This window comes from Xenorhabdus sp. Sc-CR9, assembly GCF_963897815.1.
In the GTDB taxonomy this organism is placed as follows: Bacteria; Pseudomonadota; Gammaproteobacteria; order Enterobacterales; family Enterobacteriaceae; genus Xenorhabdus.
Window position 1 is genome coordinate 1 of sequence record NZ_CAWQTY010000203.1, and the last position, 21467, is coordinate 21467.

The following is a 21467-nucleotide window of genomic DNA, read 5'->3' on the forward strand; positions in this document are numbered from 1 at the left end:
AGCAGTAGCTACTCGGTATGACAAATTAGCAAGAAATTATGAAAGTCTCGTTGCTTTGGCATTTTCAATCATGTGGCTCCCTATGTGGGTCGATTGAAACATGTACAACAAAGGTCAACACGCTCTAGTTTTTAAAAATTGTTTTTCAACAAAAAATATACCACCAACCCCGACAAATGATTGCCCGCCAGATACAATTTTGTGGAGGACACCAGCATCTTCTTTGCTCGCTGCGATATCGATCACTGGTCATAAAGTTGCCAGCTATGAGGGGGAGATGTCGGGTAGGTTGGCTCACATGGTAATGCCTGCTAAAAATTCGGAAGCCTCACAATTGCGCTCAACGAAGCAGCTAAGTCCACACACTGAGGTTGTTAATGGCCAATGGGCAGAAATGCTCCCTCAAAATATAGGTAATAATCTTATTTCACCTGAGATTTTTGGATTGTGTTGTCTCAGAAACCCTAACGGAGCAGGTACAACGATTTGGTATTTATCTGATATTCTAGATCACTTACCGTACTCAATAATCCAACAACTTTGTAAGCCTGAATACTCAGCAAAAAGCCAATCTAGTTTTGACTACAACTTCGATTTAGAGAATATCAGCGTTATATCTGAGATCAATAGTAAGCTGTGTATGAGATATAGTTCTTCTAAATTGGTGGGATTAACAGATAGAGCATCTAATGCGTTATCAGAGCTAGAGAAACACCTTAATAATCCTAAATTTACAGATAAGGTTGTTTTAGAGCCTGGTGACATATTTATCGTTAACAATAGGATTACTCTTCATGGAAGAGAATCTCTTACGCACGAGGCAAAGTATGACGGGACTGACCGTTGGCTTCTACGTATGTATGGGTTTAGTCAAGACGCATGGCGCAAGCTAAATAGAAATCCACAAATGGGCCATGTTGCAATTGTTTAATAATAAAGGAAAAATAAATGTCTCCATTAGTTGGAAGTGATCGCTATTTTGACCTAAATGGTAATCCTATTCTCTTTACATCAGGTGTTGGCCATAAAATTTATGATCAAAATTCAAAAGAGTACATAGATTTTATCTTAGGTATTGGCCCAGTAATTTTGGGTCATGCTAATAGAACATTCAATGAAGTACTAATGGCTGCACTTAATAAAGGACTTTCATTTCCTGGATTTGGTGCTATTCATTCACAATTGGCTGAAGTTTTCGAAACTATATACCCAGCTCATAAGGTAGTATCAATTTTTAAAACAAGTTCAGAAGCTGTCACGGGAGCATTTCGCTGTGCAATGCTTGACACTAAGAGAACTAAGATTCTTCGTTGTGGTTTTCTTGGATGGCATGACTCTCAGTTATATAAATCTCCTAGCTGGCATGAGCGAATTGGCAGTGAAAAGAGAAATGAACTGAGATACCTAAACGGTATGCGCGGTGTTGAAGGTGAAGAAAAAGTGTTGAACTGGATCGATTTTTCAATGGATTCACTTGAGGATACACTTAAAGCTCATGGTAACGAGATTGCTATCTTTGCAATTGATGTATACCAATTAGCATTCTGCGAAATTAAAGTACTAGAAAAAGCGATCTCACTTTGTAAAGCCTATGGTATCAAAATTTTGTTGGACGAAACAAAAACTGCTGGTAGAACTAATGTAGGTGGTTTTTTATCTAACTATAATATTGACAGTGATTATATTGTGATGGGTAAAGCCATTGGTAATGGTTTGCCAATTTCTATATTGATGGGAAAGCCAGAATCCATTGATATTTATAAAGAGTCACGCATTGGCGGAACTCATACAAAAGAAACACTTTCAGCAACAGCAGTTATTACTGTTGCTGATATTATGTCTAAGGAAGATGGATATAGCATAATTTCTTCAACCGGATATAATCTTGTAAATACAATAAATAATGCATTTTTGCAAGCTGGTGTTAACCATCTTCTAGAAGCAAAGTCATTATTTAATAGCACTCTTTTTGATATTATTTTTTCGGATGAAATTGTTAATGATTTCAGTGTGCGAAATTCCCTTAAAATGCAATTGGTAGATAATGGGATTTTAATCATGCTTGGTCATAATTCATTTATTAGCTTGGCGCATCAGAGTGTGAATAAAGATAAGTTTGGGCAATTAATTTTCGATTCCGTCATACAGTGGAAAAGTACAATTTAATATGAAAATAATATGGAGAACAAAATGAAGCAAGAGATAAAAAAACTATTAGCCAACTATTCCACTGAATATTTAATTGAATTATTGTACATTAATGAAATGATGGCTCTGCTTGAAGTCAGTCAGCCATTTGATAGTAAAAATGTCGCCGGTCATTTTACAGCATCAGCTTGGATTCTATCGCATGACAAGAGCAAAGTTTTATTGACTAAGCATGCGAAATTAGGAAAGTGGTTCCAACTAGGTGGACATATTGAGCCTACTGACAGAACTTTTTTAGACGCATGTGTGCGTGAGGCTACTGAGGAAAGTGGTATTGTTGGTTTGTCTAAAGCAGATGCTTTCATAATCGATGTTGATATGCACCCAATTCCCGAAAACTATTTAATGCCAGAGCACCCTCATTATGATATTTCTATGTGTTTCGTTGCACCTAAAGATGCTGAAATTGTTTGCTCTCCTGAATCATTGCAGCTTTCATGGGTGCCTGTATCTGAGGTAGGCGGCATCACTGATGATGCCGCAATTTTACGAATGGTGAGTAAAACGAATTTATTGTTTAAGAGCGCTGCTTAATGCCACATTTAAAATTATTGGCAGCAAATCTAATATGGGGTGGACTGCCTTTATACTTCTATTTTTTTACTAATGTCTCTCCTCTATTTATGCTATCTATGCAGATAATTACAACATGGACGATTCTATTTATTTTTACAAAAAGAGAGATAATCACTAAGAAGAAGCTATTGTCATATATTCCATCAGCTCTGTTCCTTTCTGCAAACTGGGGAATTTACGCTATTACGGTACAGAATGGTTTTATTTTAGAGGCAAGTTATGCCTATTTGATAATGCCAGTTTTGTTTTTAATTGTAGATAGCATTACCAACAAGAGTAAAATGACTTTCTTTGCAAGAGCCTGTGCGATCGTAGCTGTATCTATCATAGCTATTGATGCAATGATGAATGAGGTACTACCTATCTCAGGTTTGATGATCGCATCAGCTTTTACGTTATATGCTCTTTGGCATCGAAAAAAGAGGTTTGAACCGCTATCAGCTTTGAAGAATGAAACATTCTTAATGATGCCGTTGGCATTTTTATTCCTTTTATTCGAGGAAAATCTAAAGGTTAGTTCAACTCAAGTGCTATTACTCCCTATTCTGGGCGTTTTGACATGTCTACCACTTGTGCTGTTTATTACAGGTAGTAAGTTAGTTGAATTTAGATACATTTCTTTGTACCAGTTCGTATCTCCGATAACTGGCAGCATTTTAGCAATAATTTTATTTAATCAATCGCTTTCGAATGGAAGAATGTTCATCTATGCATCACTGATTTTCGTGCTTTGTTTAAACATATTTTTGAACTGGTCAACGGTGGAACATGAAAAGAGAACTTAACTTAGCAAAACTATTATCATTAGTTAAAAATGTAGCAACATCAGCATCTAATTTGATTGAAAAAAACAAATCAGAGGCACAGTTCAGTGAAAAATTGGATCATAGCGTTATTAGTAATATTGACATATTAGCGGAGGAGTATATTCGAGACTCTTTGATGCAGCTTACTCCAGACATTCCTGTTTATGGAGAAGAATTGAATCCAGAAGGTTTTGACGATGTTGATCGTTTTTGGTTAATAGATCCGATAGATGGAACCTCATGGTTTAAACTAGATATCCCTGTATACGGCTCTTTAATTGCTCTAATTGAAAATAATGAACCGATATTAGGAACAGTTGCAATTCCTGGTTTAAACCAACTGATGTATGCAGCCAAAGGAGAAGGATGCTTTTACACAGATAGCTATAATGATGTAAAGTTACTCAATTCAGAGTCATCTAAATCTATAAGTGCAGCTACTATTACCTCATCTGGCATACATGGAACGTCAACGTGGCTGGAGAATGGTGCCACCCCTTGGGAGTTAATTGAGATAATAAAAATTGCTAAATCATTCAAGTTTTCGGGCGACTGTATTCAGCATTTAAGTGTTGCCCGAGGTAAGGTTGATTTAGCGATTGATACGATTATGAAACCATGGGATAGCGCAGCTTTGATAGTGTGTCTCAAAGAAGCAGGAATGACAGTTATGGATCTATACGGTAACACAGACAATTTGATTCAAAGCAATTGCTTATTATCAGCAAATTCTCTGGAATTGGCGCATTCTGTAATTGAAAAATTAAAAAGTTGAGAGCCAAACAGGATGAATGTTCATTTTATGGATATTTTCTATTCAAACGAGGCAGCTCAACTACCTGAAAAGAAATGATTCCCGCCCATTATTTTTATTATCAACGAGCGGAGAATGTGTTCAGGCAAGCAGAATTAGGTCAATTATGCCTTCATTTCCTCTTTCATAATACGGTTCAGCCATGGCACCATAAAGGCCATAATCACGGCGATAATCAGTGTGGCGACCCCGATTTTACCAAACACACCCATATAAATTGGCAGGGTTTGCAGGGGATCAGTTACGCCGATTGGTGTAGCAGTCAATGCCGCCACATGACTTGCTAACATTGATGCCACCGCTTGTGACAGGAACCACATCCCCAGAATAAAGCCAGTCAGATAACTGGGAACAAATGCCGCCACCATTGCCAGACCTAAGGCGCTAATCATCAATTCTCCCACGCTCTGGAACAGATACACCAGCACGATAAACCACGGGGAAGTAATGCCTTGGGCATCAGCAAACAAACCCGAAGCGGCGGCTGTCAGAAAGCCCAGAGAACATAGGAACATACCGAAGGTAAATTTTGTTGGCATCGAAAAATCTTTGCCTTTGGTACCTAGCTTGGTGTATACCACGGCCAGTATTGGACTGATGATGATGATCCAAAATGGATTTAATGCCTGGAAACTGATGGGATTGATATTAAAACCAAGGATCTGGTGATGAACGTTATTGATAGCGAAGAAATTAAGAGAAGTGGGCATTTGGTTATACAGGATGAAGAATACAACCGCCTGAAGCATCAGAATAAAAGCCACAAACATTTTATTGCGGCTTACTTTATTCTGCTTGAACGCTTGCCAGAAGAAAATAATTATTACAATAGTCGTAATGGCAAACAAGGCAAGATTGGCAATTTCGATGTTGTGCAATAGCCATGCGCAAACGCCAATCGTGGCTACACTACCCACCAGAACGACCAGCAGGTTGAGTGGTTTGAGCGGCTGATGATCTGGCTTCGAGCCGACGTTATGGACTATACGGCGGCAGGCGAAATACACCAGCAGAGCGATAATCAGGCCGATACCGCAGATATTGTAAGTGACGGTATAGCCATATTTTTCAGCAATCACAGGGGCGAGGGAAAGGGATACCAGGGAACCGATATTGATCGACATATAAAACAGTGTAAATGCGCCATCCAGACGAGGATCTTGTGGTTGGTAACATTTAGCCAGCAGGCTGGCAGGATTGGCCTTGAAAAGACCGTTACCGACGGCAACCGTACCCAATGCATAAAAGATCAGTTGTGGCTTCATGATAGACAGGCCAATCATAAAATAGCCGATTGCCATGATAATCGCGCCCAAAACGATGGTTCGTTTAGTCCCGAGTATGTGATCGCCAACATAACCACCAAGAGAAATCAGTCCGTAAACCAGTGCAGTAAATGCACCAAAGGTAATAAACGCTTGTGCTTCGGAAAATCCAAGTTGTTGGACGAAGTATACGGCAAGAATTCCTTGAACGCCGTAGTAACCAAATCGTTCCCATAGTTCCACAAAAAAGATCATGAAAAAGGGCTTCGGTTGATCCCATAAACCGACCGGGGTGGTTTTACTCATAATGAATGCCTCTGTTAGCTACCATTCCAATTGGCAATACATCCAGATTATTATACTGCTGTTAACATATTTGTAACGTAATGTATCGCATGGGTTGTGATTTCGTTTATTTATTCAGGGTGATCGTGAAGAGGGGGAGGTTAATATACTGATATGATATCTTCTCAAAGGTAGATCACACTAACGTAAAAGAGTAATACCAGATCTGGCAGAATATTCACTAAATTACTATCAAAAATTATTAATATGGAGTTTGTGTGTTCGTAAATGAATCAATTTGAGTGTGATTTGACCTTTGTTGTTTATTAATTATCGAAAAAATGACAGATGAAAGTATGATAGTACAGATATGAATTACTAATATATATATTAAATTTTTATTATATATTGGCTATTTTTCTAATTTTGAAATTGAAGCCGTGGTTTTTTATGAAGGCTCTTGGAGAAAGAACCTTCATATTAAGAAACTACAGGAATGAGTTTTGAGAGAGATTATGTTGAGTGCAATGCTGTTTCAAATATGGTGTTGTTTAACTTAAACAACTGCCTCCATACTTTTATCCATCACAGGATGAAAATCACGTTTAAAGTAGAGTAATCCATGACCTTCTTGACGCACAATAATTTGCTTTATCTCGATTAGATATACATAGTGAGTTCCGACTTCCTGTATTTTCTCAATACTTCCTTCCAAATTGGCGAGTGTTTCTTTTAGCAGGGGTTGCCCTAGCATACCGGTTTGCCAAATGTCCCAATTAAAGCGTTCTTCCATACTAATTTTGGTCATGCCTGCGAAGTGACGCGCTATCAACTCCTGTTCATGATTCAGGATATTGACACACATATGCCCATTTTCCAGAAGTGCAGGATTCATGGCGCTATTGCGATTAATACATACCATCAGAGTTGGAGGTGTATCAGTTACAGAGCATACCGCTGTCGCAGTTATTCCCCGGCGTCCGGCGGGACCATCAGTGGTGATGATATTCACCGCAGCGGAAAGGCTTGCCATCGCATCCCTGAAACGCAGACGATGTTCATTTTCTATAGACATAATAGGCCTCCTGCTACCGATTTATTTCAGTAGCTTATCTAGCAGGTTAATATCACAATTATTGTGTAAATGGGGTTTGGTCCAACCATTCAAATCATAATCAGAGAGGCAGCGATCTACCAATTCCATCATTTTATTCATGTTGCCGGAACCATAGGCATGACGCAGACATTGCAGGCGAATTTCATCCTGGCTACCAGCATAATTGATTTCGTATAATTCATGACGACCGCCGAATTCACTGCCAATGGCATCCCACATTAATTTCAAAATTTTAATTCGTTCTACATGATCAATTCCATTCGAGCCACGAACATATTTTTGAAGATACTTATTGATCTCAGGATTATTTATATCACGTACGCTGGATGGTAAATAAATCAAACCACTGGTGATATTGCTTTCAATAATATTCTTGATTTTGGTATAGGCCATTGGTGCCATTACGCGATAAGTTTGAATTGCCTGGGTATCTGGCAGATAAGCACCATTTTCCCATGGTTTCGCTTCTGCCCACATAGCATCCGTCAGTGACCAGAACAGATTGCGCCATGCGACGACCTCACCCAAATCGGCCTGAACACCACGAAAATCCACCACACCTGTGCATTCAAGGCTCTTTTGCAGGAGTGCAGTGATGAAATCCAGCTTCACAGCAAGACGCACACAGGCTTGCATGGGAAACAGCTGGGCAAATCCACTTTGTACCGCCCAATTACGGGCACGATCAAAATCGCGATAAATTAACATGTTTTCCCACGGAATTAATACCTTATCCATGACTAAAATCGCGTCATTTTCATCAAACCGGCTGGAGAGAGGATAATCAAACGGCGTACCTGTTGCGCCAGCCACTAATTCATAAGAGGCACGAGAGATTAATTTCACACCATCGGCATCCATTGGTGCAACAAACATCAGGGCAAAATCAGGGTTATCCCCGATAACCTGCGCAGCACCAAAACCGATAAAATTATAGTGGGTCAGTGCAGAATTGGTTGCGACAACTTTAGCACCACTGACGATAATTCCGGCATCCGTTTCTTTTTCTATCTGGATAAAAACATCTTTGACCTGATCCGCGGCTTTATGGCGATCAATCGGCGGGTTAACAATCGCATGGTTAAAATAGATGCAACTTTCCTGAATGCGTTTATACCAGAGACGGGCGTTATCAGCGAATGGCCCATAATATTCAGGGGAAGCACCTAATGAACAGCAAAATGCGGCTTTATAATCGGGTGAGCGTCCCATCCAGCCGTAATTCAGACGTGACCATTCCGCTATGGCGTCGCGCTGTTGACGGATATCATCAGAGCTGGTGGCAAAACGGAAAAATTTGTGTGTATAGCCTCCAGTTCCGGTATCGGTATTCCAACACAGAGTATCATGGGTTTCGGGGGAGTGCAGGGCATCATATAACTGTCCAATAGAGGCAGCCGCATTACGGAAAGCCGGATGTGTTGTTACATCCTTAACACGTTCCCCGTAAATATAAACTTCACGACTATCCTGAAGGGAATTCAGATATTCTTCACTAGTAAACGGACGTTTATGATCGGCACGAAAATCTTCAAGTCTCATGGCTACCTCATTATTGGCATAATCCCCTTATTTGACCTTGTTGTTTATATGGGGAATAAATGTTAATTTTATGTTTAATTTGTCTTGGTTGATTGAAGCGGTTAAAGGTCTTTTATTGAAGAGACTTTAGGAGGATTTGTGGGTACTTTTCGTTGGGAATCGATAGATTATGGTATAAATGTGATCGTCTTGGTGTTTTGAAGATAAAGAATCTGTAACGTTATAATTAATGTATCAGCTTAATCGTTTTTATAATGGTAATGCTTGGATTCACATATTAAATGCAACACCGTAATGAACGAAGTAAATGAGTGGGGGTTCCTGTCAATTACTCATAAAGATATTTTAAAACTAAAGCTCCTTGAAAATGAGTATTCGCGTCATTGTTTTGTACTTAATAGGCTTTAACAATTTTTTTCCCTCCAGGCACTCGGTGAACATCCCACCAATCGATTAAAAAATCGGGCAAAGTAAGCAGGGTCTTTGAATCCGAGTTGATAGGCTATTTCAAACACCGGACTATCGCTAAACAGCAATAGCCGTTTTGCCTCCCGCAATTGTCGATCAAAGATTAACCTCTTGGGTGGGCGATTGGCAAACCGTCGGCACATATCTTTCAGGCGTGATTCTGTAATTCTTAATTTTTCCGCATAATCTGGTACAGCAAGGTGCTGGTGAAAGTGTTGATCAACCAATTGGTTAAAACGCTGGAATAGCTTCAATTCCCCTCTGACGCCGCCAGAGTGGTGGTCTTCAAGGGGAATGCTGCGCAATAAAAAAGTAAACAGAGACTGAGCCAGAAATGCCAACGATTGTTCTCGCCCAGCAAATTGATTGGCAGATTCACGTCCTATCAGTGCCCAATAATGGTTGAATGTTTCCAATTCATCGTATTTATCTGCGACAGAAAGACAGATAGCTGGAATATCCACCACCTCCCGATGAGTGGGATAAAGCGAACTAAGCAACGGGGTGATCAATTCCTGACGGACGGTCAGTACATAACCGTCAGTATCTTCCTGAGTAAAAAAGGCATGGGGGACAGAAGGCGGAGTCAGGATAAACAGTGGAGCTTGTACAGAATAACGTTGTTCCTCCAATTGCAGTTCAATCCGTCCTGTCACCAGATAATGCAGTTGGAAAAAACTATCATGACGATGCGCCTGCATATCCCGACCAAAAAATGCAGCCATGCGACCAAAAGTTTGATAGTGAACATCATCTGATCCCTGCGTTTCATCATAATCCTTGCTGATATCAATATTGCTAATGATGGGTTTGGTCAAGTTAGATGCAGACATTGCTTTTTCTCTCCCCTATTTTGCGGCTTATTAAAATATTTTATGCGTTATTCATGTGGTGATTCGTGAGCTTGAAGGTTTCATTGGGATCATGAAAACAATGAGGGCACCGAGAAGCAGTAATCCTGCGACAAAATACAGCCCGGCGTTGAAACTGCCGGTTTGATCTTTCAGCCAGCCAATCAGTAGCGGGCTGACCGCTGATCCCACATTACCGGTCGCGTTGATCACTGCGATCCCAATGGCTCTGGCACGTAAGCTGATTGATTGATCCGGCGTTGTCCAGAACACTGCCATGGCGGTGAACGAGCCGGTTGAGGCCATGACAATCCCCAACAATTGCACCATGCTGTTCTCTGTCAATGACGTTAAAAGCCAGCCAGCCGCAGCGAACAGGAAGGGCAGGGCGGTGTGCATTTTGCGTTCTTGCAGGCGGTCTGAACGGCGGCTCCAGTAAATCATGCCCAAGATTGTGCAAAATTGTGGAATCGCTGTCAGAACGCCGATGACTACATGGCTGCTGCTTTGATTGAAACTCTGCATGATTTGCGGCGTCCAGATATTAATGGCGCTCAGGGTATTGGTCAGGCAGAAGTAAGCGAAGGTATACATCAGGACAATCGGAGTAAAAATCTCACGCCATAAGCTTATGTTTTCTTTTTGGGGATCTGGCGGGGGATGTTCATTGGATTTTTCCGGCGAAAGCTTATCGTTCTCTATCATCTCTTGAAGGCATTGTTTATCTTCACGGGTGAGCCATTTGGCTTTTTCCGGTGAATCATCCAGATAAAACCAGACAACAACACCAAGCAAAACAGAAGGAAAACCTTCCAGCAAAAATAACCACTGCCAGCCCCGCAGATTCCAGATGCCGTCCATTTCCAGAATATAGCCGGAAATCAGTGATCCAAATGCCATTGTTACAGGCATGGCTATCATAAACAGCGCATTGGCTCGGGCGCGATAATAGGCGGGAAACCAATAAGTCAGATAGACTAAAATACCCGGTAAAAAACCCGCTTCTGCAATGCCTACCAGCATACGCAGGATATACAGGCTCGTCGGGCCAGTGGCAAACATTGTGGCGGTAGAGGCAATTCCCCATAACACCATAATAGTGGCAATCCAGCGGCGGGCACCAATAATACCCAACATCACATTACTGGGAATGCCGAAAATGACATAAGTGGCGTAAAACAGTGTAGCTGCCAGCCCAAACATTGTGGATGTCAGACCCAGATCTTTTCCCATCGTCAAACCAGCAAAGCCAATATTGATGCGATCCAGAAAAGAGAACACGAACAGAACAAAGAGAAAAAGGATCAGACGCCGAAATAATTTATTAATAACGTTTTGTTGTTGGGTAGTGAGCTTTTTCTGTTGATGGAGAGAGCTATCTGCTTTTGGCGTGGCGCGGGGTGAAATGCTCATTGCCGTTTCCTTTCTTATTGTTCTTAGTCAATTGTTCTTAGCCAATTGTTATCAGGAACTTCAATTGCAATGGCAGATGCTGTGATCAACATCTGCCTATTTCTATCATCTTTCAAGCTCCATCATCTTTCAAATTACAGCTTTGTTAGGGCCGGAGGTTTAGTAAACGTTAGATGATGGTATATTTTGTTTTTCCTGATTTTTGTTAAAACGTTCCGCCAGAGCGTTGGCTGCGCCTGCCAGTAAAGTTGTATCAACGCCTACGGCGACGAAAAGAGCACCGAGATCAAGATAATGTTTAGCGGCATCGACATGAGTCATCAAAATACCAGCTGCCTTACCTGAGGCTTTGATTTGCATAATGGCTTGTTCAATCGCGGCTTTGACTTCAGGATGTTGCGGGTTGTTGATGTGTCCCATATCTGCGCTGAGATCTGCCGGGCCGATAAATATACCGTCGATACCTTCGACAGCTGCTATTTCCGGTATATTTCTCAGAGCATCACGAGTTTCTATCTGCACCAGCACACATATTTCGTCATCCGCACGGGAAAGATAGTCAGGAATACGGTTCCAGCGCGAAGCCCGTGCCAGCGCACTGCCGACACCACGGATACCCGCAGGTGGATAGCGAGTAGCCTGAACCGCTTGGCGCGCTTGCTCGGCATTCTGGATCATCGGAATCAATAGCGTCTGAGCACCGATATCCAATAATTGCTTGATGATCACCGGATCATTCCACGGTGGACGAACAACAGGCTGGCTGGAATAAGGGGCAATACTCTGTAATTGCGAAAGAATGGTAGAAATATTATTGGGGGCATGTTCACCATCAATCAGCAACCAATCGAATCCCGTTCCTGCCAGAATTTCTGCGCTATATCCACTGCATAAGCCAAGCCACAATCCAATTTGTGGATGCCCTGTTTTTAGGGCTTGTTTAAACCTATTTGTTAGCTGATCCATGATTTCACCTCTGGAGATCTTAAAACAGGAAACGTTAAACAAAATGACAGCCAATTGAGCCTAACACACCATAATCCACATGAAAGGTATCGCCTTTACGGGCTGGAATAGGCCGGGTAAAGGAGCCAGAAAGAATGATCTGGCCCGCTTCCAGTTGCACACCATGTGGAGCCAGTTTATTAGCAAGCCATGCCACACCATTGGCGGGGTGATTGAGAACTGCCGCTGCCACGCCGGATTCTTCAATCACACCATTGCGATAGAGCAGGGCACTGACCCAACGCAAATCCAGCTCATCCGGCCTGATCGGACGCCCTCCCATGATGACACCGCCATTGGCGGCATTGTCAGAAATCGTATCGAACACCTTACGCGGGCGCTGAGTTACAGGATCGATGTTGTGACAGCGGGCATCAATCAGCTCCAGTGCCGGAATAACGTAATCTGTCGCGTTATAAACATCAAATAACGTACAGTTTGGGCCGTTCAACGGTTTGGCCAGCACAAATGCCAGTTCAACCTCAATGCGTGGCACAATAAAACGTTCGCAGGGAATGTCACTGCCGTCTTGAAAAAACATATCGTTCAGCAAGGCACCGTAATCCGGTTCATCAATTTGTGAACTGGCTTGCATGGCCTTGGAAGTCAGACCAATTTTATGTCCTTTGAGAGTCCGGCCTTCCATGATTTTCAAATCTACCCATTCGCGCTGAATGGCGTAAGCGTCCTCAATCGTCATTTCTGGATAGTCCAGTGAGATTTGACGGATCTGCTCACGATCTTTTTCTGCCTGATGTAAACGGCGTGCAATCTGTGATACGACTTCTTGCTGTAACATAGAGTATTAAGCTCCTTTGGCTTCTAATCCTCCAAAGCAGAGGTATTTCACTTCCAGATAATCTTCGATACCGTAACGTGAACCTTCACGGCCCAATCCTGATTGCTTGACACCACCAAATGGTGCAATTTCGTTAGAAATCAGACCCTCATTGATACCCACCATGCCACTCTCAAGTGCTTCCGCCACGCGGTAAATCCGCCCAATATCGCGGGAATAAAAATAAGCAGCCAAACCAAATTCTGTATCGTTGGCCATGCGGATAGCTTCATCTTCGCCCCGGAATTTAAACAGGGGAGCCAATGGGCCGAAAGTTTCTTCGTGAGCGACCTGCATGGATTCAGTAACATCTGCCAGTACCGTTGGTTCAAAGAACAGTCCACCCAAAACGTGGGATTTACCTCCAGCCAGAATGCGTGCGCCACTGGAAACGGCATCGCTGATATGCGCCTGTACTTTTTCTACTGCCGCCTGATTAATCAGTGGACCTTGTTGTGATGTTCTGTCAGTAGCCGGCCCGACATTAAGTTGTTTTACTGCATGTGCCAGACGTTCTGCAAAAGCATCGTAAATGCCTTCTTGTACCAAAATACGGTTAGCACAGACGCAGGTTTGCCCGCTGTTACGGAATTTTGCTGCTAATGCCCCCTCTACAGCGGCATCAAGGTCTGCATCATCAAAGACGATAAATGGCGCATTGCCTCCCAATTCGAGAGAGAGTTTTTTCACCGTGTCGGCGCTTTGTGCCATCAGTAATTTTCCGACACGGGTGGAACCCGTAAATGAGAGTTTGCGCACGATAGGGCTTGAGGTCAGGACTTCGCCAATGGCTTTGGCATCCATTCCTGTCACGATATTCAAAACCCCTGCCGGAATACCCGCCCGCTCTGACAAAACTGCCAGTGCAAGGGCAGAGAGAGGCGTTTCAGCCGCAGGTTTCAGTACCACAGTGCAGCCAGCAGCCAGTGCCGGGCCAACTTTACGGGTGATCATCGCATTGGGAAAGTTCCACGGTGTAATCGCAGCAACAACGCCAATCGGCTGTTTGATAGTGGCAAGACGACGCCCCGGCATCGGAGAAGGGATTGTTTCACCGTAAACGCGCTTACCTTCTTCAGCAAACCATTCGATAAAACTGGCACCGTAAGCAATTTCACCCATTGCTTCGGCATGGGATTTACCTTGCTCCATGCTCAGTATTTCAGCCAAGTCAGTTTGGCTTTCCATTATCAGATGGAACCATTGCTTGAGTTTTTGGCTGCGCTGCTTTGCAGTCAGTGCCTGCCATGCAGGGAGTGCTTTCTTGGCAGCTTCAATGGCAGATTGTGTCTCTGTAGCGCCCATATCACTGACATTGACAATCACTTCCCCATTGGCAGGATTGGTGACTTTAAATGTCGCTTTATTGTCCGCATCAATCCACTGACCGTTGATATAAGCCTGTTGGCGCAGCAATGATGTATCCAGGTGACCTGTCATAATTTCCTCTTTACTTAACAAAAGGTGAACTTAGTGTGCTTAATTATGCCATCTATACTCAATGGATTTCGAGTTGCAGCACGACGGGGATATTGCCGTTATTCTTTTACTTTAAACAGGTTATGAACGTTATTGGATTTATAATTCAGCACAGGATCGAGTTCTTCCATCGTGAAAGAGAGACCCAAATAACGTTGTGCCGCCAGATCGGCAAAATGGGTTTTGATTAAGGCAAACAGCCCCTCCCCGACTTTTTGCCGCTCTTCAAGGCTGCGCCCAGCACCAATTTTCAGAGTCATGTGAACAAATGCGTAATCTTGCTTACCATCCGCCATTTGCCACGTATCTAACCAAATAGCACGGCTACGAATGCCACCCAGCGGGAAAATTCCCGTATCTGCCAATATTTGGTTCACCTTGGCAAACAATTCCGGCAAATTGGCAGCTTCACGGATATTTTCGGTACATTCAGCGTAAAAATGTGGCACGGTTTGCTCCTGCCAGATATGTGGTTAATAAATAGAAAGTGTATTAACAGCAAATTTTCTTGGCTGTTTAGTTCGGCAATGGAAAAACTGCATTAACTTGCCCTGTTCCTGAACTGGCAAACAGTTCCGTCAAGAATTCCACTTTGCCGTCATAATTGTCCCAGCCGAGCAGACCAAGCAGCATCACCGTATCGTGCATATTGCCTTCACCGCGGCAATATTGCGCATATTCCGGCAGCATCTTACAGAATTCTTTGAACTTACCTTCTTTCCAAAGCTGCACGACGCGGCGATCCATCTGCTCATCAAATTCTCGGGTATAACTGTTCATGCCTTCTTCAGCCCGTTGATCCTCAATGAAGCTGTGTGACATTGAGCCGCTTGCCAGCACAGCAACTGTGCCATCGTATTTTTCAATTGCACGTAAAATGGCTTGCCCCAACTTGCGGCTGTCTTCAAACGCATGGACAGTACAAAAGGCAGAAATTGAAATCACTTTGAAGTGGCGGTCGCTGTTCATATAACGCATCGGCACCAGAGTGCCATATTCCAGTGTCAGGCTCGGGATCTCGTGTGACTGTGCTCTGACACCCATCTGGCGCGCTTCTTCCGCAATCATCCGGCCCAGCTCAGGATTTCCGTCATATTCGTAGGTCATATCACGGATGAAATGTGGCAGTTCATTACTGGTATAGATACCGGAAAAATGGTCAGAACAGTTAATGTGATAAGCACTGTTAACCAGCCAGTGAGTGTCAAGTACGATAATTGTATCAACCCCTATTTCACGGCAACGGCGGCTGATTTCTTTGTGCCCGTCAATGGCTCCTTGCCGGCAACCGTGATGCTTGCCCGGTAATTCGGACAGGTACATCGAAGGCACGTGGGTAATTTTTGCTGCTAACGCTAACTTTCCCATAAATCCTCACTCGATATCAGGATGGTAATCCGTGGTCAACGCTGAAATTTATGATTTATTTGCCGCTCAAACGCCCCAACGAGGAATTGAATGTTCTCCCATTGAAATACAGACATTCTTCACTTCTGCAAATACGTCGAAACTGTATTCCCCGCCTTCACGCCCTACACCGGAGGCTTTTATGCCGCCGAATGGCTGACGCAGGTCGCGGACATTCTGAGAATTGACGAACACCATGCCCGCTTCAATGCTACGAGCGAGACGCAGCACTTTGCTGACATCTTGTGTCCAGATATAAGATGCCAGACCGTACTCCACGTCATTGGCCATGCGCAACCCATCCTCTTCGCTTTTGAACGGCAGCAAGCAGGCAACAGGGCCAAAAATTTCTTCCTGTGCGATACGCATCCGGTTATCGACATCAGCCAGAACGGTCGGACGCAGGAAATTGCCATTTTTCAGATGATCGGGGAGATCACTGGGTTTATCAGGGCCACCTGCCAGCAGAGTTGCACCTTCTTCGACTCCTAAGCGAATATAGCCGGAGACTTTTTCCCAGTGTTGCTGGCTGATCAGGCTGCCAACCTGAGTATTCGGATCCTGGGGATCACCGACACGCAGGCGATTGGCCCGTTCAGCGAAGCGTTTGACGAATTCGGGATAGATGCTTTCCTGAATGAAAATACGGGAACCCGCCGTACAACGCTCGCCATTGAGGGAGAAAATAGTGAACAGAGCGGCATCCAGTGCACGTTCAATATCTGCATCTTCAAAGATAAGAACAGGAGACTTCCCTCCCAGTTCCATTGAATATTTTTTCAGCCCGGCATTCTGCATAATCAGCCGGCCGGTTGCTGTTCCGCCAGTAAAAGAAATAGCGCGCACATCATGGTGTTTCACCAGCGCATCGCCGGCAGTATTGCCATAACCCTGTACCACATTCAGCACGCCTGCCGGAATACCTGCTTCAAGTGCAAGCTCTCCCAGCCGATTGGCCGTGAGCGGGGAAAATTCAGACATTTTCAAAACAGCAGTATTTCCCAGAGCCAGACAAGGCGCGACTTTCCACGTTGCTGTCATGAAAGGCACATTCCACGGCGAGATAAGCGCACAAACCCCGACAGGCTGGATCAGCGTATAATTGAGCATCTTGTCATCAACAGGATAGGTGCGCCCGTTCATCTGCTGGCAAATTTCAGCGAAGAAATTGAAATTCTGCGAAGCCCGTGGGATCAACACATTCTGTGTCTGGTGGATGGGCAGACCCGTATCTTTGGTTTCCATCGCAGAAATATCGGGAACATTCTGGTCAATTAATTCACCCAAACGGCGCATCAGGCGGGCGCGCTCATTCATTGGTGTATTTGCCCACTTTGGAAAGGCGTCTTTGGCGGCAGCAACAGCCTGATCGATCTCTTCCTGTCCTCCTGAAGCAACTTCAGCCAGTACTTCACCTGTTGCGGGATTCGTAGTTTCGAAATAGGTTTTACTGCCTATGCTTTTACCGTTGATCCAATGATTAATCGTACTCATGATAAACTTTCCTCATATTCTTGCTGGCTGACAATGTGATTCACCAGACGTCCCACGCCTTCGACTTCTACGATAACTTCATCACCCGGAACAACATCGGACAATCCTTTTGGAGTACCAGTGGCGATCATGTCTCCTGGCTGCAATGTCATAAAATCACTGAGATAGGCGATCAGGAAAGGAATATCGAAGATCAAATCAGCGGTTGTGCCCTGTTGACGTAATTCACCATTCACCCAGGTTTTCAAGATCAGATTATGGGGATCGGCGATGTGGTTTTTATCCACGATCCACGGACCAATAGGTGTCAGTGTATCGCGACTTTTTACACGCAGATTGGGACGATAGTAATTCTCCAGATAATCGCGGATGGCGTAATCATTGCAAACGGTATAGCCTGCAACATAGTCCATGGCATTTTCTTTGGCGACTTTGTGGGCAGGTTTGCCAATGACAGCAACCAATTCCGCTTCGTAATGCATATACTCCACATTATCGGGACGGACGGAAACCTGACGGTGCCCGGTTAAACTGTTGGCAGCTTTGATAAATACCAGAGGTTCCTCCGGCGGTTTAAACTCCAGCTCTGTTGCGTGGTCGGCATAATTTAGCCCCAATGCAAACAGAGTCCCGTTAGCCGGAGGAAGCCACAAAACATCATTCCCGCTTACTGTATTTCCATCAGGCAAAAGAATATTTTCATACTCATCAACGGAGACACTCAGATCTTGGCCCTGATAACGAATGTTCGCGTGTTTCATACCAGGCCTCCAGCCAATGCGACAGTATTTTCTAAGCTAGGGAAGCCTTCGGCCTTGACTATAATTTTGTCGGCAGGCTGGAGGGTTACGCGCTGGTGGGGAGTACCCAGCAGAATAATATCTCCGGCTTTTAATGTGGCGAATTCGCTCAATGCTGCCAGTAACTCCGGTGCTGAATGGACAAGATCTTGGGTTGACCAGCGATCAACTTCCTGGCCATTGATTTCTGTCACGATATCGAGTGGTTTCACTGTGCTTGATTTAATCATTTGACCTATTGGACAAAAACCATCACGACACTTTGCTTTAATGGCCGGACGGTAAAATGAGGTTTCTGGTAAGCTGATTTCATTTGCCAATGCATAACCTGCAATGTGCTGATTGGCATTCTGTACAGAAATGTTGCGTGACGTCTGCCCAATGAACAAAGCCAGAGTTGCGCCGCTTTGTACGGTTTCCCCGATGGGATGAGGGATCACATCACCAGATCCGATCACTGTATTGCGGGGTTTGATAAACCAAATTGGAGTTTCTGGTGGTGCTTTATAAGGTGCTTCGTGAAACTCCCCCTGCCAGAAATCTATCTGGCTACGATGATTGAGGGCGACGGCAAAAACAGTACCTATCATTGACAACTCCTTTAAATCTGGACAATGCTTATCAGAAAGTTTGTTAATATATTAATAAACTATATATCGGGAATCTTCAATATGTTAATCTGATTGTTAATTTTAATTGTGATCTATGTAACAGCACCCTATTTACACTTGTTTTTAACACATAAAGATCAGCCTGTTATATTTTAATCAGGGTCATTTGATATTGATTTTAACTTTATGTTAACTTTTTTTAACGAGATAATTTTATTTATTTGTTAACATTGAAGTCTTTTCCCTTTGTGGATAAATATGTGCGTGTTAGTCTTTTTAATATTTATGTTATCTATAATAAATAGCGTGCGCGTTAAACTTATAGAGAATGACTAACAATTAACTAAAGAGTTACCCTTACTTATGCATGAATCCCTGACTATTGCATTACTTCAAGCGCGGGAAACCGCAATGGGTTTTTTTCGCCCTATTTTGAAGAGTTATAATTTAACTGAGCAGCAATGGCGTATTATTCGCGTACTTGCGAATAGCCGTTCGATTGATTTTCATGATTTGGCTTGTCTTACTTGTATTTTGCGCCCAAGCCTGACGGGTATTTTGACGCGCATGGAACGTGATGGTCTTATTTTCCGCCTGAAACCGATGAACGACCAGCGTAAGCTGTATGTTTCTTTGACTCCGGGAGGCCAGGAGCTTTACGAACAGGCAAAAGGAGAGATTGAAGAGGGTTATCAGACGATTGAGGCAGCTTTTTCTCCAGAAAGAATGGCTCAATTCTTGGAATTACTGGATGAATTTATTGCTATTGGAAACCATTCTCAAGAACATATAAGTGAAGAAGACGAGTAGTCAATTCAGGATTTTATTAATGTATTAACCAGCCAATTAATCGATAGTAGTATAAAGACCGCCGTAATGAATTGCATATGGTAATTATGCAGTATATTTCGGCGGTTTTTCTATTCCGGCATAAGAATTGGGGGGTTTAAAATAATCTAAATAAATAAAGTATTATTAGTAGAAAAATTAAAGTATTTAAAATTGGTTATAAATAGATATCCTGAGAGATTTTGTGTTTAAGGGGGATACTTAATTGCATATTATGATCTGAATTTATCTCAATAATAAAAATAAATTAGGTCTCTTTTTCCATAACTCAGAAAATAGAAATGGAGCTATAACACTATGTTAAAGTCATTTTTTAAATATTTATTTTAATATTGAAGCCATTGGTGGCGTAAATCATTTGGGAAATGGACACACATAATGAACTCTTTGATCAACAAGATAGATACTGTAATTGATAGTCATTTCAGTATAAAATCCAGAATTTAGGTATTAATATAGCGCTTACATGGCCATCACCGATTTGACCAAAAAAGACAAAAATAAGTAGGTGTTTTTAAGTATTATTGGCTTTCCCAAAGGGATGATTGTTCTTCATCCAGCTTTATAAATCAGCTTTATAACTGAAATAAGGAAAGCCAGCATGATGTTCAATGAAGTTAACGGATCGAGTAAGTTAAAAGGTAAACGAGTCGTGGTAACAGGTGGAGGCCGCGATTTTGGACAAGCAGTTTCTGTTTGGTTGGCTCGTGAAGGTGCACATGTTGATCTCTGTGCCCGTCAATTAACCAGTGCTGAAGCGACATGTGAGATTATTCGCAATGAAGATGGCGTAGCGCGAGGCTATCAATGTGATATGAGTAATGCTCAATCAGTTAATCATTTTGCCGATCAGTTACTGCAAGACACGCAGCCCATTGATATCCTGATTTTAAGTGCCGCCCAATGGCTGGAAGGGCATTTGGGTGAAGATGACAGTGATGCCGATATCGTCAGTACGGTAAATTCGGGTATAACAGGCTCTATTCTGCTGACTAAAGCGTTATTACCGAGCTTGCGTCAATCACAAGGTGCCGATATTGTCGCCATGGTGTCGGTTTGTGGCATTCCTCAATTTACTGAATCCGCCGCTCATCCGGCATTCTTCGCCGCTAAACATGCCATGAGCGGTTTTAGTCAGAATTTAGCTCATCACTTAAGCAAAGAAAATATTCGCGTGACCGGGCTTTATCCGCCTGATTTTCAACTTAATGGCTTTGATGAGGAGTTGGATGATCACAAAAAAATGGGGGAGCAAATGCTGAACGGCCGTTCTGTGTGGGAAACCCTGCGATTTGTTGTTACCCAACCCCGCAGTTGCCATATTAAAGCGGTTTATTTCCAAGGGCCGACTTTTCAGGATTTTGAGTAAGTAAATGGTATTTTTGCACTAATACTATTATAAAACTGCTCAAATCTATCAATATTGTTGACAATTATCCATTTGCTTTTTCTGATAATTGGAGCGGTTCATTCCATTACGGAATTGAATATGATTGGTATGCTGTAATATATCTTGGATTCGCATCATAAGTGCAATTTCTAAGAAAGGCGGTCAGTTGCTATAGTAGGCATCTTTCTCGCCAAAGGAAAATGCACTATGGCCTATACACAACTGACCGAAACAGAAAGATATCAGATT

Annotated in this window: 20 protein-coding genes and 1 pseudogene; 8 read left to right on the forward strand and 13 right to left on the reverse strand. The window is 42.9% G+C overall.

Annotated elements, in window-relative coordinates:
- From AACQ81_RS15580 to AACQ81_RS15605, 6 genes and pseudogenes are all read left to right on the forward strand, one after another.
- Positions 1 to 97, forward strand: a pseudogene (locus AACQ81_RS15580) (IS5/IS1182 family transposase); the annotation flags it as partial.
- Between the two features lie 3 nt (positions 98 to 100).
- A complete protein-coding gene (locus tag AACQ81_RS15585) occupies positions 101 to 931 on the forward strand; it encodes a TauD/TfdA family dioxygenase (RefSeq protein ID WP_237387849.1) in 831 nt (276 codons plus the stop codon).
- Between the two features lie 17 nt (positions 932 to 948).
- The gene (locus AACQ81_RS15590) at positions 949 to 2166 is read left to right on the forward strand and encodes an aminotransferase class III-fold pyridoxal phosphate-dependent enzyme (RefSeq protein ID WP_237387850.1); all 1218 of its coding nucleotides are present in this window, start codon (positions 949 to 951) and stop codon (positions 2164 to 2166) included.
- Between the two features lie 24 nt (positions 2167 to 2190).
- Positions 2191 to 2742, forward strand: coding sequence for an NUDIX hydrolase (locus tag AACQ81_RS15595; protein ID WP_237387851.1), 552 nt, complete (start codon positions 2191 to 2193; stop codon positions 2740 to 2742).
- Positions 2742 to 3569 carry a hypothetical protein gene (locus tag AACQ81_RS15600; RefSeq protein ID WP_237387852.1) on the forward strand — a complete coding sequence of 276 codons (828 nt, stop codon included), beginning with the start codon at positions 2742 to 2744 and terminating at the stop codon, positions 3567 to 3569. The genes AACQ81_RS15595 and AACQ81_RS15600 overlap by 1 nt, the downstream gene beginning before the upstream one ends.
- Complete coding sequence (locus AACQ81_RS15605) at positions 3553 to 4365, forward strand: inositol monophosphatase family protein (protein ID WP_237387853.1); 813 nt, start codon at positions 3553 to 3555, stop codon at positions 4363 to 4365. The genes AACQ81_RS15600 and AACQ81_RS15605 overlap by 17 nt, the downstream gene beginning before the upstream one ends.
- 143 nt (positions 4366 to 4508) lie before the next feature.
- Here the strand turns inward: AACQ81_RS15605 and dtpB are convergent, their stop codons facing one another.
- The 13 genes from dtpB to AACQ81_RS15670 all read right to left on the reverse strand — a co-directional run bounded on the left by dtpB (position 4509) and on the right by AACQ81_RS15670 (position 18958).
- A complete protein-coding gene (gene dtpB / locus AACQ81_RS15610) occupies positions 4509 to 5975 on the reverse strand; it encodes a dipeptide/tripeptide permease DtpB (RefSeq protein ID WP_237387854.1) in 1467 nt (488 codons plus the stop codon).
- 535 nt (positions 5976 to 6510) lie between these two features.
- On the reverse strand, positions 6511 to 7029 hold the full coding sequence (hpaC, locus tag AACQ81_RS15615; protein WP_237387855.1) for a 4-hydroxyphenylacetate 3-monooxygenase, reductase component: 519 nt from the start codon (positions 7027 to 7029) through the stop codon (positions 6511 to 6513).
- 21 nt (positions 7030 to 7050) lie between these two features.
- On the reverse strand, positions 7051 to 8613 hold the full coding sequence (gene hpaB / locus AACQ81_RS15620; RefSeq protein ID WP_237387856.1) for a 4-hydroxyphenylacetate 3-monooxygenase, oxygenase component: 1563 nt from the start codon (positions 8611 to 8613) through the stop codon (positions 7051 to 7053).
- A 404-nt stretch (positions 8614 to 9017) separates the two neighbouring features.
- The gene (gene hpaA, locus AACQ81_RS15625; RefSeq protein ID WP_237387857.1) at positions 9018 to 9914 is read right to left on the reverse strand and encodes a 4-hydroxyphenylacetate catabolism regulatory protein HpaA; all 897 of its coding nucleotides are present in this window, start codon (positions 9912 to 9914) and stop codon (positions 9018 to 9020) included.
- A gap of 51 nt (positions 9915 to 9965) precedes the next feature.
- Positions 9966 to 11345 (reverse strand): 4-hydroxyphenylacetate permease, encoded by a 1380-nt coding sequence (hpaX, locus tag AACQ81_RS15630; RefSeq protein WP_237387858.1) that lies wholly within the window; start codon positions 11343 to 11345, stop codon positions 9966 to 9968.
- A gap of 159 nt (positions 11346 to 11504) precedes the next feature.
- On the reverse strand, positions 11505 to 12311 hold the full coding sequence (gene hpaI, locus AACQ81_RS15635) for a 4-hydroxy-2-oxoheptanedioate aldolase (RefSeq protein WP_237387859.1): 807 nt from the start codon (positions 12309 to 12311) through the stop codon (positions 11505 to 11507).
- A 34-nt stretch (positions 12312 to 12345) separates the two neighbouring features.
- Positions 12346 to 13149, reverse strand: coding sequence for a 2-oxo-hept-4-ene-1,7-dioate hydratase (gene hpaH / locus AACQ81_RS15640; protein WP_237387860.1), 804 nt, complete (start codon positions 13147 to 13149; stop codon positions 12346 to 12348).
- 6 nt (positions 13150 to 13155) lie between these two features.
- Complete coding sequence (locus AACQ81_RS15645; RefSeq protein WP_237387861.1) at positions 13156 to 14628, reverse strand: NAD-dependent succinate-semialdehyde dehydrogenase; 1473 nt, start codon at positions 14626 to 14628, stop codon at positions 13156 to 13158.
- A 98-nt stretch (positions 14629 to 14726) separates the two neighbouring features.
- Positions 14727 to 15116, reverse strand: coding sequence for a 5-carboxymethyl-2-hydroxymuconate Delta-isomerase (locus AACQ81_RS15650; protein ID WP_237387862.1), 390 nt, complete (start codon positions 15114 to 15116; stop codon positions 14727 to 14729).
- A 67-nt stretch (positions 15117 to 15183) separates the two neighbouring features.
- Positions 15184 to 16035: a 3,4-dihydroxyphenylacetate 2,3-dioxygenase gene (gene hpaD / locus AACQ81_RS15655; RefSeq protein ID WP_237387863.1), complete on the reverse strand. Its 852-nt coding sequence runs from the start codon at positions 16033 to 16035 to the stop codon at positions 15184 to 15186.
- Positions 16036 to 16101: 66 nt separating this feature from the next.
- Positions 16102 to 17568 (reverse strand): 5-carboxymethyl-2-hydroxymuconate semialdehyde dehydrogenase, encoded by a 1467-nt coding sequence (gene hpaE / locus AACQ81_RS15660; protein ID WP_237387864.1) that lies wholly within the window; start codon positions 17566 to 17568, stop codon positions 16102 to 16104.
- The gene (locus AACQ81_RS15665) at positions 17565 to 18329 is read right to left on the reverse strand and encodes a fumarylacetoacetate hydrolase family protein (RefSeq protein ID WP_237387865.1); all 765 of its coding nucleotides are present in this window, start codon (positions 18327 to 18329) and stop codon (positions 17565 to 17567) included. Before AACQ81_RS15665 ends, hpaE begins: the two co-directional genes overlap by 4 nt.
- A complete protein-coding gene (locus AACQ81_RS15670) occupies positions 18326 to 18958 on the reverse strand; it encodes a fumarylacetoacetate hydrolase family protein (RefSeq protein ID WP_237387866.1) in 633 nt (210 codons plus the stop codon). Before AACQ81_RS15670 ends, AACQ81_RS15665 begins: the two co-directional genes overlap by 4 nt.
- 384 nt (positions 18959 to 19342) lie before the next feature.
- Between AACQ81_RS15670 and hpaR the strand changes: the two genes are divergently transcribed.
- Positions 19343 to 19789 carry a homoprotocatechuate degradation operon regulator HpaR gene (gene hpaR, locus AACQ81_RS15675; RefSeq protein WP_237387867.1) on the forward strand — a complete coding sequence of 149 codons (447 nt, stop codon included), beginning with the start codon at positions 19343 to 19345 and terminating at the stop codon, positions 19787 to 19789.
- 640 nt (positions 19790 to 20429) lie between these two features.
- Positions 20430 to 21197: an SDR family oxidoreductase gene (locus tag AACQ81_RS15680; protein WP_237387868.1), complete on the forward strand. Its 768-nt coding sequence runs from the start codon at positions 20430 to 20432 to the stop codon at positions 21195 to 21197.
- The last annotated feature ends 270 nt before the right edge of the window (positions 21198 to 21467 follow it).